We start from the raw sequence: 12,555 nt of genomic DNA on the forward strand, positions 1-12,555 counted from the left end.
CCGGGTGACGGCGCTCAACCACGAGGAACAAGGGTACGGCATCTGCGGTGCCGCCGCCACGTGCGTCCCCAGGGTCTGCGCACGCGCGAGCGCGGCGTCGGGCCTGGGGACGAAGCGGGGTGTTCTCGGCGCCCCCGTTACCCTTGGGGGGTGAACGCCTCAGCTGACGCCCTCAGCGTCGCCCAGGTCCCTGACGATCGCTTCCTGGAGCTGGCGCACGGCGCCGCCCATCCGGTGCCGATCGAGCAGTCGCCCGTGTGGGACCCGTACGACGACGCAGTCCCTGGACGCTCTCCGTGGCGTCGCCTTGTGGTCGCCGCGGCCGACGGTCCGGTCGCCGTGATCGCCTTCTCCTCCTTCGAGGGGCGAGGCTTCCGCTACCTGTGGGCGAAGCACGGACCGATCTGGCTCTCCGAGCAGACGCCCGAGCGCGAGCGGGCGGTGCGTCGAGCGCTGGTCGCCTACGCGCGCAAGGAGGCTCCGTGGGCGACCTTCCTGCGCCTTCACGCCCGGCACGCTGCGTCGGACCTGAGCGAGCTGCTCCAGACGGTGACGTACGACCACACGGTGGTCGTGGACCTCACGCGGGACGAGGACGCGATCATGCAGTCCTTCTCCAAGCGCGGTCGCTACAAGACGCGTCGCACGCTCAAGGACGAGGCGATGACGGTCACCGAGGAGACCGGCCTCAGCGACGAGGAGTTCGCGGAGCTCTACGAGATCTACAGGGAAACAGCCTCGCGGGACGGCTTCGGGATCTTCGGTGCGGACGTGTACCTGACGATGCTCCGCTCGCTCGGCGAGCACGTCCGCCTGTTCGTGGCGAGGCGACACGACACCGGCGAGAACGGCGACCTGACGCCGGGGCGGGCCGTGTCGTGGGTCATCTCGACCGTCTACGACAACGCGGGTGTGGATGTCTACGCTGCCGGCAACCGGGAGGCGCGCGACACCAACGCCGCGCTGCGGCTCAAGTGGCACATCCTCACCACGCTCAAGGCCGAGGGCGTGACACAGTACGACCTGATGGGCGTGGGCTCTGATCGTGCGCCGCAGCTCATGGGCGTGCGCGAGTTCAAGCAGCAGCTCGGGGAGATCGTCGAGGTGGACGGCGCCTGGGACGTGCCCGTCAAGGGACTGCGCTACACCGCGCTCACGCAGGCGCTGCGGCTCAAGCGCATGCTGCGTCGCTGACCGCGCGCGACAACGACAGAGGGCCTGCACCGCATTCGCGGTGCCGGCCCTCGTGCGTTCAGCCCTGGCCTGGAGGCCCGGGCGAGGCGGCCACGGTCGGCGCTGGCGACGGCGGGGTCGTCTGCGTGGGCGAGGGCGACGGCGCAGGCGGCTCAGTCGTCTGCGTCGGCTCCGGCTCAGGCTCGGGCGCCTCCGTCGTCTCGGTCACCTCGGGCGTCGGCTCCGGGGTGGGCGACGTGGTGGGCTCGAGCGGCGTGTCGGTGCCCACGTTGGCCCTGGGCGGGAAGCTCTCGGCCGGGTACTCGTCGAGGATCGGTCGCATCATCTCCGTCCACACATCCGTGGGGACGGTGGAGCCGGTGATCTGCGGGTACCCGCCGAACGTGGTGATGTTCTCCTGGGACCCGTCCTCGCCCACCTGGTAGAGCGCGACCGCTCCGACGATCTGCGGGGTGAAGCCGACGAACCACGCGGACTTGTTGTCGTTCGACGTACCGGTCTTGCCTGCGATGTCGCGGCCCAGCTGGTTGGCGGTGCGCCCCGATCCGAACTTCACCACCTGCTGCATCGCGTAGGTGGTGTCAGCGATGACGCCCTCGTCGAACACGCGGCGCGACACCGCCTCGTGCTCGTAGGTGGTCTCGCCGTCGGCGTCGGTGATCGACTGGACCATGAACGTGTCGGTGCGCACACCGCCCGCGGAGATGGTCGCGTACGCGGACGCCATGTCGAGAGGATGGGGCGCCGCAGCACCCAGCACGACGGACGGGTTGGCGTTCAGGTCCTGGGTGTCCTCCGGGATGCCGGCGTCGATCGCGGCCTGCATCACGTTCTCGGGGCCCACGTCATTGGTGAGCTGCACGAAGGCGGTGTTGACCGAGTTCTGCGTGGCCCGCACGAGGTCGATCACGCCGTAGTTGGCGCCGCCGAAGTTGCGCACGGGGTTGTCGTAGCCCTCGAGGACCATGTTGTTGTTCGCGAGGTACTCGGTGCCGAGGCCGATTCCCTGCGAGAGGCCGGCGATGAGGGCGAAGGGCTTGAACGTGGAGCCCGCCTGGGCGATGTCCTGCGTGACGGCGTTGCGCTGCACCGTGAGGTAGTCGGCGCCGCCGTACATGGAGGTGATCGCTCCGGTGGCGGAGTCGACCGTGACCGCGGCGACGCGAAGGTTCTCGTCGTGGTCGTCGGGCATGCCTGCGACGGCGGCCTCGGCTGCGGCCTGGTGGGTCGGGGAGATGGTCGTCACGATCGAGAGGCCGAGCGTCTCGATCTGCTCCATCGTGTAGTCGGTGGTCGCGACGACCTCGTCGAGCGCGGAGCGGATGAGGTAGCCGGTGGGGCCGGCGTACGTGTCGCTCTGGTCGTAGGGGATCCACTCGGGGAAGGTCTGCGCGTCGCGCTCCTCCTGGGTGATGGCACCCGTCTCGACCATGCCGTCGAGCACGTAGTTCCAGCGCTGCTCGGCCCGATCAGGGTCGAGCCGCGGGTCCCAGGCCGACGGCGCAGGGACGATGCCGGCGAGCATCGCCGACTCGGAGATGGTGAGGTCGGCGGCGGTCTTGCCGAAGTACTCCTCGGCGGCCTTCTCGATGCCGTAGGCGCCGCGCCCGAAGTAGATGGTGTTGAGGTAGTTGGCGAGCACCTCCTCCTTCTCCTGGGTGCTGCCGACCTTGAGCGCCATGAGCGCTTCCTCGATCTTGCCCGGGATGTCGGTGACGGTCTCGCCCGAGTAGTAGCGCTCGACGTACTGCTGGGTGATCGTGGAGCCACCCTGTCGATCGTTCAGGACGATCGTGCGGTAGAGCGCTCGTGCGGTGCCCATGAGGTCCACGCCGGAGTTGGTCCAGAACGAGCGGTCCTCGGCAGCGACGATCGCGTCCTTCATGTGGACGCTGATGTCCTCGGAGTCGACGATCTCACGCTCGGCCTCGCCGAGCGTGGCCATGACGGTCTCGCCGTCGGCGTAGTACAGCGTGGACGACTGGTAGAGCGCGAAGTCGGACGCGGTGAGCTCGGGCAGGCTCTGGTACTTCACGAACAGGCCGATGGCTCCGGCGGTGAACACGACGAGGCCGGCGACGAGCGCGCCGATCCCGATGCGCTTGGTCCACACCTTCCATGCGGGCTTGGAGTCCTCGGGCGGCGTTCCCTTGATCGGCGCCTTGCCGTCTCCGGAGCCGGTGAAGCCGCCCCCGGATCCCTTGCGGGTGGGCTGAGCACCTGTCGCACGGCGCGTGGGTGCAGTCCGTTCGGCCGCACCCGAGGAGGTGGGGCGCATGGACTGACGGCGGGGGGCCTGACGTTCATCGCTCACGAAGCAAGTCTACGAACGGCGTGCCTGGGAGGTTCCCTTTCCCACAGGCGCGGCGAGGTTGCAGACGATGTATCGATGCGATACAACTTGGTGCTACATATCGCATCGATACATCGCGGCGCACGGTGCGTCCGAGGTGCCGATGCGCACGAGCTGGACGGATACCAGGCAGGAGGCGACGCATGGCGAAGACCGACGTGCTGACCCTCGGCATCCTCGGGATGCTCGCCGAGCAGCCGCTCCACGGCTACCAGATCCGCAAGCGTCTCGGCAGCGAGCTCGGCCCCTTCCGGGCCCTCAGCTACGGCTCCCTGTACCCGGCCCTCAAGCGGATGGTCGGGGCAGGACTGATCCACGCCGTCGGCGAGGACGACGCCGCGGGCACCGGTTCACGCCGGTCCCGCATCGCGTACGCCCTCACGGACGCCGGCCGAGCCCGCCTCGAGCAGGAGCTCGCCTCCGCAGGCGCGAACTCCTACGACGACGACTCCTTCGACCTGCGCTTCTCGCTGTTCGGCCAGACCGACTCGGCGACGCGCCTCAGGATCCTCGAGGGCCGTCGCATGCGGCTGTCCGAGCGGATCGAGGAGCTCCAGGAGATGCGGAGGCGGCAGCGCGAGCGCGCCGACGCCTACACCGCCGAGCTCCACCGCCACGGCCTCGAGAGGGTCGAGCGGGAGGTCGAGTGGCTCGACCAGCTCATCGAGAACGAACGTTCCGCCACCCGCGGAGAAAACGGACCCGCCGCATCTGCGGGGGACAACTGAAAGGGAATGAACCCATGGCGAATCTCAAGGTTGCCATCGTCGGCGTCGGCAACTGCGCCACGTCGCTGATCCAGGGAGTCGAGTTCTACAAGAACACGCCTGCCGATGAGAAGGTCCCCGGCCTCATGCACGTCCAGCTCGGCGACTACCACGTCTCCGACATCGAGTTCGTGGCGGCGTTCGACGTCGACTCGCTCAAGGTGGGCAAGGAGCTCATCGAGGCGACGAACTCGTCCGAGAACAACACCATCAAGATCTGCGAGGTCCCCAAGACCGACATCCAGGTCTCGCGCGGCGTCACGCTCGACGGTCTCGGCCAGTACTACCGCCAGACCATCGTCGAGTCCGACGACGCTCCCGTCGACGTGGTGCAGGTCCTCAAGGACTCCGAGGCCGACGTCCTCGTCTGCTACCTCCCCGTGGGCTCCGAGGAGGCCGCCAAGTACTACGCGCAGTGCGCGATCGACGCGGGCGTCGCCTTCGTCAACGCCCTCCCCGTCTTCATCGCCTCGGACCCCGAGTGGGCCAAGAAGTTCGAGGACGCCGGCGTCCCGATCGTCGGCGACGACATCAAGTCGCAGGTGGGCGCCACGATCACGCACCGTGTGCTGGCGAAGCTGTTCGAGGACCGCGGCGTGCGCCTCGACCGCACCTACCAGCTCAACGTCGGCGGCAACATGGACTTCAAGAACATGCTTGAGCGCAACCGCCTCGAGTCGAAGAAGGTCTCGAAGACCCAGGCCGTCACCTCCAACATCGACGAGGGTCCGCTCGCCGGCGTGAAGAACGACCGCAACGTGCACATCGGCCCGTCGGACTACGTCGAGTGGCTCGACGACCGCAAGTGGGCGTACGTCCGCCTCGAGGGCTCGGCCTTCGGCGAGGTGCCCCTGAACCTGGAGTACAAGCTCGAGGTGTGGGACTCCCCCAACTCGGCCGGCGTCATCATCGACGCGGTCCGCGCCGCGAAGATCGCGAAGGACCGCGGCATCGGCGGCCCGATCCTCTCGGCGTCGACCTACTTCATGAAGTCGCCGCCCGTCCAGATGGAGGACACCAAGGGCCGTGCGCAGCTCGAGGCGTTCATCCTCGGCGACGTGGAGCGCTAAGCAGCATGAGTCGAGGCTGACCCGTCAGCCCTGACAGCACGAAGGCCGGGATCCCGTGAGGGGTCCCGGCCTTCGTGCTGTCGGTCAGCGGATCACTTGGGGTCCGGGCCGTACTGGTTGGGTCCGGCGTTGCCGGGGATCAGCGCCACGATGAACGTGAGCAGCGGGACGAACCAGCCGATGATCGACACGGCCCCCGCCCAGCCGATGTCCTGGTACCGGCGCCACTGGAGGGCGAGGTTCGGGATGAGGATGAAGAGGCCGTACAGGACGATCGCGGCGACCAGGATCCATCCGACGGTCGTGTACGTGCCGTCCGAGGACACGCCGACGAGCGTGATCAGGATCGAGAAGACGATCGAGATCAGGATGTTGACGAGCGCGAAGCCCCAGAACTCGGCCCTGCGTGAGCGTCCGCTGAACTGCGCGTACTTGCTCAGCGCTGCCTTGTAACCGTTCATGTCTTTCCCCTCCGTCTCGCCCCACCGTGGCGCGAGTGCACGCCGAGCCTAGCGAGAGACGCCGGGTGCCACCAGGGGAACGTGCGCCTCTACCTGGCGCGACGCGCGAGCGCGTCTGCGATCGGCACGTCGCCCGACACGAGCTCCCACTGATAGCCCACCGTCGCTGCGTTCTCCAGGCAGGCGACGATGACCGCGGCGACGTCGGCGCGCGGGATCGAGCCGGGCTCCACCTCGGAGGCGAGCTGCATCTGCCCCGTCGGCTCATCGTCGGTGAGGCGGCCGGGCCGGAGGATCGTCCAGGCCAGCGACGACTCGCGCAGCGAGGCGTCGGCGTCACGCTTGGCGGCGACGTACGCGGTCCAGGCGTCGCCGCGCGAGGTGTCGGCAGGCTTGTCGACGCCGATCGCGGACACCTGGATGAAGCGGTCGATGCCCAGGGCCCGGGCTGCCTCCGCTGACTTGAGGGATCCCTCAAGGTCGACGGTGCGCTTGCGCTCGACGTTCCCATCCCCGCCTCCACCGGCGGAGAAGACCACGGCGTCGCAGCCCTCGAACGCGGCGACGAAGTCCTCGGTCGTGGATGCCTCGATGTCGAGCATGCGCGGGGACGCCCCCATGGCGGCGAGCTCATCGAGCTGCTCCTGGCGGCGTGCGAGGGGCACCGCCTCGATCCCCTTGTCCTGGAGCAACGGGATGAGTCGGCGGGCGATGTTCCCGGCGCCGCCGACGATCGCGACGCGGGCGTGCTGTGCTGTCGTGTCCATACGGGTGCGACGCCTGGGCGCCGGCCCCTATTCCCCTCCCCGGCTTCCCAGCAGGTCTCGGGCCGTCATCTCTCGACGATCTCGTACTGGCGGTGCACCACCTCTGTGGCGGGGTCGGCGACGAGGAACCGCTCGTAGGGCGCGGTGAGGCCCCCATCGGCGTCGTGCGCTGCGGCGGTGGTCGCATAGGCGGAGGCGCTGTGCGGCCGCATCCCCTCGGGTGCGGCGTCAGCGATCGTGGTCCGGAGCGGCCCGTCCCCCTCGGCCGCGAGGTCGAGGGCGGGAACCGCGTCACCGTGGTGGACGAGCGACAGCACTGGTACGCCCGGCGGGTCCTCACCCATGTCGATCGGCGCCCCCGCGCTCACCACCCCCTCCACCGACACCCGCCCGACTCCGCTCCTGGCGAGGTCCGTCGCAGCGATGCCGCCGAGCGAGAACCCGACGAGCAGCACGGGGGCACCGGCAGGGATCCCGGCCTGACGGATCGCCTCCTCCACTCCACGCGCGTAGGTGGACGTCGTTCCGGGCAGGATCGCGTGCGCGAGGATCGCGTCGAGATCGTTGGGCGCGGGAGCATCTCCGTGAGGCACCACCCAGTCCTGCGTCGACGGCAGCGTGACGATCCAGGCCTCGTCGCCGTCGGCCGTGGTGACCTGTGCGATGTCCACGACTGCGCGTCGCTCACGCCCCATCGCGTCGACCAGCCCGCAGCCCACGATCAGGTCGCTGACAGTCTCCGGCCTGCTCGCCGACAGCCGCTCGGCCGCCTCCCGCGACGAGGCAGACCCGTCTCCGAACGCCCGGCTCACCCGAGGATCGGGTGCGCGAACGTCGCCGGCGGCGCGCCACAGGAGCCACGATCCCAGCGCAGGCGAGGCCGCGAGCATCCCTGCCTCGATCAACGGAAGCGTCAGATGCCGACGCGCCGCCAGCGCTGCCGGCTGCGGCAGCGCGTCGAGCTCGGATGCGAGGGCTTCAAGGGCTCTCGCAGCGCCACCGGCGGCAGGGTCGTCGAGGGCCGGCGGCGGCCCGGCCGCGTCCACCACGTGGCCGGCGCGCCGGAGCAGCGCGGCCGCATCGCGGCGCCCCTGCGCCAGGTCGTGAGCGGCGAGGGCGAGCGAGGCCCGAGCGTCGGCGATGCTGTCGAGCGCTCTTCCCTCCCCCCATGGACCACTCAGGCGAGCCGCGGCGCTGTCCAGGCGCCCGGCCTCGAGCTCCATGAGGCCCGCGCACGAAGCAAGCATCCGTGCGGCCTCACTCATCGGCAGCGGACTTTCGCGTCCGTCCCTGCGCGAGCCGCCGGTCAGTGGTCACGAAACGGTCAGCAGCCTCGTCCACCAGACGGGCGAGGTCCCACGCCTCGGCGTGCACGGCGTCGGCACCGCGCCGCTGCGCTGCACCGACCTGCGCCGCCGCCTCGATCAGACGCCGGTGACCAGTGGCGGCAGCGGCGGCGCCGGGATCCGCCTCCCACTGACACGCAGCGAGCTCCCGCAGCCGTGCGGCGGCCATCCCCGCCGCGTCGTGATCCACCGTGAGATCTGCCATCGCTCCCCTTCCGTCGCAGTCACGGTAGGGACAGCACGAAGGCCCTGACGACGGTCGCGCACCTCCTGGGGAAGCGTCGGGACTGCGTCAGGGCCTGGGTGCGAAGGTCGCGCTCGCCGCCGGGGCGTCGCGCGGGGAGTCAGCGCGGGGGCTGGGCGAAGGGATCGTCGGTGCCGCCGGCGTCCGGCGACGGTGCGGCAGGCGGCGCGGACTGCGCAGGAGGAGCGGCCGGGGGCGGCGTCTGTGCGGGGGCCTGCGGCGCTGCGGGGGCGGGCTGCTGGATGGCTCCGGGCTGCGGCTGAGTGGGCTGCGCTCCGGGATAGCTGGGCATCGCGCCCTGCGCCACGGGGGCACCGGGGTACACGGGGGCGGCAGGCATGCCGCTCCATCGGTCGCCGGCCTTCGGGTCGGGGCCGTACTGGTTCGTCCCTGACTCCGACTCGAGAGCGGCGAAGACCAGCACCACGATTCCACCGAAGGGGATGAACGAGATGAGGTACCACCAGCCGCTGCGGCCCGTGTCATGCAGACGACGCACGGTCACCGCGAGGCTCGGCAGAAGCAGTGCGAGGCTGACGACGCTGGCGATCACGATGCCGATCGTCATCGGTGCCCAGTTGATGTCCTCCAAAGCGGAGTCGGGGATGGTCCCGTCTGCCTCGATCTGCGCGAAGGCCGGGCCGAGCGAGGCGAAGTAGAGGACGGTGAAGATGATCGAGAGCACGATCCCGACGACCTGCTGGAACAGGAAGAACCACCAGAACTCGGCCCGACGGGCGCGGCCCGAGAACACCGCGTACTTGCTGAAGCAGACCTTGACCGCCTGACCGAAACCCATCGTTCTCCCCTGTCGTTCGTGGTTGGCCTCAGCCTAGCCGCGCGACCCGACGGATCGCCGGAGCGGTCTCAGGGGCGCGCGCCCGCGTCCGGAGGCGCCGCCGGCGGAGTGGGCGGTGGAATGGGCGGTGCGGCCGAAGCAGTGGGACGACCCGGCTCAACCGCGAGCGCGCCCGGCGTGGGGACCGGCCCGTAGGCCGGACCGGTCGGCGCGGCCGCGTAGGGAGCGGGGTAGGCCGCCGCGTACGGTGCGGGAGGCCAGGCGGCGGCGATTCCCTTGGGGTTCTCCCCGTACTCGTTGGGTCCGGGGTGCGAGTCCTGCACCGCGAAGACGATCAGCACGATGCTGCCCCCGGGGACTGCCGAGATCCAGTACCACCAGCCGCTTCGGCCCATGTCGTGAAGGCGGCGAACCGAGACGGCGAGCCCTGGGAGGAGAAGTCCGAGCTGAACGATCGCGAGCAGGGCCCAGGTGATCGCCACCGGGAGCCAGACCGTCGCGCCGAACGCGTCGGGCTCGAGGGTGCCATCAGCAGCGACCTGGGTGAGCAGGGGCACGAACGCGATGAACACCGTGATGATGACGATCGCCTGGAGCACCACCAGAAGGAGCCCCTGGAAGAGCGCCCACCACCAGTACTCGGACCTGCGGGCGCGGCCGTCGAAGTCCACGTACTTGCTGAAGCCCGTCCTGACGGCCTCGACGAAGCCCATGCTCTCCCCTTCGGCTGTGGTGCGCGACGCCACCCTAGCGCGCGGGTCGGTGGGGCCGGCGGGACCGCCGCGTTCCTCGCGTCGTGGCCAGGTCAGACCGCCCGACGCGACAGAAGCAGGACGCCACCCAGCGTCGCCATCAGCGCGCCGCCGGCAGCGCGCATCCGTGCGAGCCGCCGCGGCGAGCTCGCGAACCAGTCCCGTGCGCCTGCGGCGAGCAGTGCGTACGCCCCGTCGCTCACGATCGCGATCACGGAGAAGACGAGTCCGAGCACCAGGATCTGCACCCACGCGGGCCCTGCGGCGGGATCGACGAACTGCGGCAGCACCGCCGCGACGAACACAAGAGTCTTGGGGTTGGTCACGCCGACGACGAAGGACTCGGTGAGCACCTTCCACACGGGGGCGTCGTCGGCCTCCGCCGCCTCGTCCACGCCGACGAGCCCGTCGCGCCGATGCCGGATCGCCTGCACGCCCAGGTAGATGAGGTAGAGGCCACCCACGATCTTGAGCGCGACGAACGCGACCTCGGACGCCGCGATCAGCACCCCCACCCCGGTCGCCACGAGCACCGCGTGCACCACGAACCCGCCTGCGTTGCCGACGACCGAGACGAGAGCACGTCCCCGACCGTGCTGGAGCGCGCGGCCCACGATGAAGAGCACGCTCGGCCCCGGGATCACGATGACCACGAACGCAAGGGCGGCGAAGGCAGCGAGCGTGCCGGGCGAGATCACGGCGCCGCCCCGTCGTCCCCGCGCACCCGCGCCTGCCGAGCCTCCTTGATGGCGTCGAGCGCGTCGATCGCCTCCCCTGCGAGAGGCGAGAGGGGCTTGAACCGCGCAGCCTTGATGAGGCGCGCCAGCGTCGGCGCGAGGCGACTGACGATCTTGCGAGACACCTTCGCCTCCGGAGAGAGATCCTGCACCCAGCCCAGCGTGAGGATCATCTGGACGAGCCACAGCAGCTCAGGAAGCGCCGCTCGGAGGCGGGCGTCGGCGCGCAGCTCGGAGCCCTCGACCACGTCGTCATACAGGGCGATGAACGTCTCTCGGGCCGGCTTCGACTCGGCGCTGAACGGGCTGAGCGGGCTCGTGGGGACGACGGCCATGCTGACGAGGCTTTCGGCAACCGCGCGATAGCGCCCGGAGACCTCAAGGTAGGTGTCGAGCGTGATCGCAAGCCTGGTCTTGAGGGCCTTCTCGCCTTCCATCCGCTCGCGGCTGAGGTCCGCGTGCTCGCGAGCGATGCGCAGGTAGAAGCCCTGGACCAGGTCCTCCTTGCCGGAGAAGTAGTAGTAGGCGCTGCCCTGAGACACCCCGGCGCGCTCCGCGATCGCGCGCATCGTCGTGCGCTCGTAGCCGTGCTCGAGGATGAGCTCCGTCGCCGCTTCGACGATGCGGTCGCGAGTGGTGCTGTCGAGGGTGGGCAAGGGGACCTCCTGAACGCGTTCAACTGCGTTCAGGGTAGACCCGCGTCGCCAACTGCGCGGCCGACCACGACGCGACCACCAGCACGAAGGCGAGACCCACGGTCATCGGCACCCCCGCGACGTGGCCCACGAACGGCACGACGATCCCGCGGAAGCCGGTCACGGCGAAGCCCAGCAGTCCAGCGATGGCCAGCATCACCGAGACTGCGGCGACCACCGTCCTGAACCGCGACGGCCCGACCGGGTCCGGCCGCCTCGGCGGCCGCTCCGCCCAGCGGAACGCCAGCACCAGCACGCCGACCAGCACCAGGAACGGCACCAGCATCGCGAGCTTGGCCCACCAGAACGATGCCGACGACGGGTCGCCGGCCAGGTCCACACCCAGGGTCCACAGCACCCCGAACACCGCGATCAGCGCGGTGAAGTGCCACAGGAACGCCGTCATCGCGACCGAGCCCGCGGCGATCACCGCCTTCCACACCGCCGTCCTCGCGAGCAGCCGACGGGCCGGCTCCCTCAACATCAGCAGCGCCCCCGCCTGGGCGACGGCGAAGACGAGCAGCGCCACCGTCGGCGGCGCGAGGTTGGACAGCTCCTCCCCCGCGTACGAGACCATCGCTGTCGAGTACGGCCCGACCGCCACCAGCAGCGCGAGGATGACAGCGCCGCCTCCGAGCATCCACGCCCCCAGCCGACGCGAGCCCACCCGGTCCGCCACGCCGTCGGCGTAGTGGAAGCCCAGCTGATGCACCGCGAGCCACACGAACGCGAAGTTGAGCCACATCACCCAGCCGACGCCGGCCGCGAGGCGCAGCAGATCCACGAGCACCACCGCGCCGCCCAACGCCACGAGGACCCGCCAGCCCCACCTCTCGTGCGCCGTCAGCAGCGCAGGCGCGAGGCCCGCCGCGATCAGATAGATCCCGAGGAACCACAGCAGCTGGCCCGCCACCTGCAGGACGGGGCCCGACGCCGCGTCGTCACCCGCGACCCACTCGACGACCGCCGCGACCGCCATCCACACCGAGACGAAGACGAGCGTCGGCTTCAGAAGTCGGACGATCCGCGAGCGCACGAAGTCCGCGTAGCCACCACCCCGCGCCCGCAGGCTGCGCCACGCCGTCGCGTGCGCGAAGCCGCCCACCACGAAGAACACTGGCATCACCTGGAAGACGAGGGTGAGCGGGCGCGCCCACGCCTGCGTGTCCAGCACGTTCGCCACCGCGATCGTGCCCGCCGCGTGATCAAGCGTCACCGCCGCCATGAAGAAGTGACCCAGCACCACTCCCAACAGCGAACCGACCCGCAGCAGATCCGCATAGCGATCACGCGTGTCAGGAGTCGCCTCCGCCAGTCCCCCCAGGCTCACCGGTGCACCCATGCCGTGATGCTAGCGACCGGCACGCCTC

Annotated in this window: 13 protein-coding genes; 3 read left to right on the top strand and 10 right to left on the bottom strand. The window is 70.0% G+C overall.

All coding sequences use genetic code 11. The features are described 5' to 3' along the window. Positions 1-150: 150 nt before the first annotated feature. A complete protein-coding gene (locus QQX04_RS12660) occupies positions 151-1,194 on the top strand; it encodes a lipid II:glycine glycyltransferase FemX (RefSeq protein ID WP_301129775.1) in 1,044 nt (347 codons plus the stop codon). A 58-nt stretch (positions 1,195-1,252) separates the two neighbouring features. Here QQX04_RS12660 and QQX04_RS12665 read toward each other — a convergent pair whose 3' ends face one another. Continuing rightward, on the bottom strand, positions 1,253-3,508 hold the full coding sequence (locus QQX04_RS12665) for a transglycosylase domain-containing protein (RefSeq protein ID WP_301129777.1): 2,256 nt from the start codon (positions 3,506-3,508) through the stop codon (positions 1,253-1,255). Positions 3,509-3,690: 182 nt separating this feature from the next. Here QQX04_RS12665 and QQX04_RS12670 point away from each other — a divergent pair, with 182 nt between their 5' ends. Continuing rightward, entirely contained in the window at positions 3,691-4,275 is a 585-nt protein-coding gene (locus tag QQX04_RS12670; RefSeq protein ID WP_301129779.1) for a PadR family transcriptional regulator, read from the top strand. A 14-nt stretch (positions 4,276-4,289) separates the two neighbouring features. Next, positions 4,290-5,384: an inositol-3-phosphate synthase gene (locus QQX04_RS12675; RefSeq protein ID WP_301129781.1), complete on the top strand. Its 1,095-nt coding sequence runs from the start codon at positions 4,290-4,292 to the stop codon at positions 5,382-5,384. A gap of 92 nt (positions 5,385-5,476) precedes the next feature. Here the strand turns inward: QQX04_RS12675 and QQX04_RS12680 are convergent, their stop codons facing one another. The 9 genes from QQX04_RS12680 to QQX04_RS12720 all read right to left on the bottom strand — a co-directional run bounded on the left by QQX04_RS12680 (position 5,477) and on the right by QQX04_RS12720 (position 12,527). After that, on the bottom strand, positions 5,477-5,845 hold the full coding sequence (locus QQX04_RS12680) for a DUF805 domain-containing protein (protein ID WP_301129783.1): 369 nt from the start codon (positions 5,843-5,845) through the stop codon (positions 5,477-5,479). Between the two features lie 89 nt (positions 5,846-5,934). Further along, positions 5,935-6,612 (bottom strand): SDR family oxidoreductase, encoded by a 678-nt coding sequence (locus QQX04_RS12685; protein ID WP_301129785.1) that lies wholly within the window; start codon positions 6,610-6,612, stop codon positions 5,935-5,937. A gap of 65 nt (positions 6,613-6,677) precedes the next feature. After that, the gene (locus QQX04_RS12690; RefSeq protein WP_301129786.1) at positions 6,678-7,859 is read right to left on the bottom strand and encodes an alpha/beta hydrolase family protein; all 1,182 of its coding nucleotides are present in this window, start codon (positions 7,857-7,859) and stop codon (positions 6,678-6,680) included. Positions 7,860-7,869: 10 nt separating this feature from the next. Next, positions 7,870-8,163, bottom strand: a complete 294-nt coding sequence (locus tag QQX04_RS12695) for a hypothetical protein (RefSeq protein WP_301129788.1) — start codon at positions 8,161-8,163, stop codon at positions 7,870-7,872. Between the two features lie 139 nt (positions 8,164-8,302). Next, positions 8,303-9,001 carry a DUF805 domain-containing protein gene (locus tag QQX04_RS12700; protein WP_301129789.1) on the bottom strand — a complete coding sequence of 233 codons (699 nt, stop codon included), beginning with the start codon at positions 8,999-9,001 and terminating at the stop codon, positions 8,303-8,305. 68 nt (positions 9,002-9,069) lie between these two features. Then, positions 9,070-9,714 carry a DUF805 domain-containing protein gene (locus QQX04_RS12705; RefSeq protein ID WP_301129792.1) on the bottom strand — a complete coding sequence of 215 codons (645 nt, stop codon included), beginning with the start codon at positions 9,712-9,714 and terminating at the stop codon, positions 9,070-9,072. 92 nt (positions 9,715-9,806) lie between these two features. Next, positions 9,807-10,451 (bottom strand): LysE family translocator, encoded by a 645-nt coding sequence (locus QQX04_RS12710; RefSeq protein WP_367312966.1) that lies wholly within the window; start codon positions 10,449-10,451, stop codon positions 9,807-9,809. Further along, positions 10,448-11,146 (bottom strand): TetR/AcrR family transcriptional regulator, encoded by a 699-nt coding sequence (locus QQX04_RS12715; protein WP_301129794.1) that lies wholly within the window; start codon positions 11,144-11,146, stop codon positions 10,448-10,450. Before QQX04_RS12715 ends, QQX04_RS12710 begins: the two co-directional genes overlap by 4 nt. A 19-nt stretch (positions 11,147-11,165) precedes the next feature. Further along, positions 11,166-12,527, bottom strand: a complete 1,362-nt coding sequence (locus QQX04_RS12720) for an acyltransferase family protein (RefSeq protein ID WP_301129796.1) — start codon at positions 12,525-12,527, stop codon at positions 11,166-11,168. Positions 12,528-12,555: the final 28 nt, after the last annotated feature.

The organism is Demequina zhanjiangensis, assembly GCF_030418315.1.
GTDB lineage: Bacteria > Actinomycetota > Actinomycetes > Actinomycetales > Demequinaceae > Demequina > Demequina zhanjiangensis.

Coding starts and splice junctions, on each gene's coding strand:
- QQX04_RS12680 (WP_301129783.1), bottom strand. CDS start 5,845: ATGAACGGTTACAAGGCAGCGCTGAGCAAGTACGCGCAGTTCAGCGGA.
- QQX04_RS12695 (WP_301129788.1), bottom strand. CDS start 8,163: ATGGCAGATCTCACGGTGGATCACGACGCGGCGGGGATGGCCGCCGCA.
- QQX04_RS12670 (WP_301129779.1), top strand. CDS start 3,691: ATGGCGAAGACCGACGTGCTGACCCTCGGCATCCTCGGGATGCTCGCC.
- QQX04_RS12675 (WP_301129781.1), top strand. CDS start 4,290: ATGGCGAATCTCAAGGTTGCCATCGTCGGCGTCGGCAACTGCGCCACG.
- QQX04_RS12705 (WP_301129792.1), bottom strand. CDS start 9,714: ATGGGCTTCGTCGAGGCCGTCAGGACGGGCTTCAGCAAGTACGTGGAC.
- QQX04_RS12685 (WP_301129785.1), bottom strand. CDS start 6,612: ATGGACACGACAGCACAGCACGCCCGCGTCGCGATCGTCGGCGGCGCC.
- QQX04_RS12690 (WP_301129786.1), bottom strand. CDS start 7,859: ATGCTTGCTTCGTGCGCGGGCCTCATGGAGCTCGAGGCCGGGCGCCTG.
- QQX04_RS12720 (WP_301129796.1), bottom strand. CDS start 12,527: ATGGGTGCACCGGTGAGCCTGGGGGGACTGGCGGAGGCGACTCCTGAC.
- QQX04_RS12700 (WP_301129789.1), bottom strand. CDS start 9,001: ATGGGTTTCGGTCAGGCGGTCAAGGTCTGCTTCAGCAAGTACGCGGTG.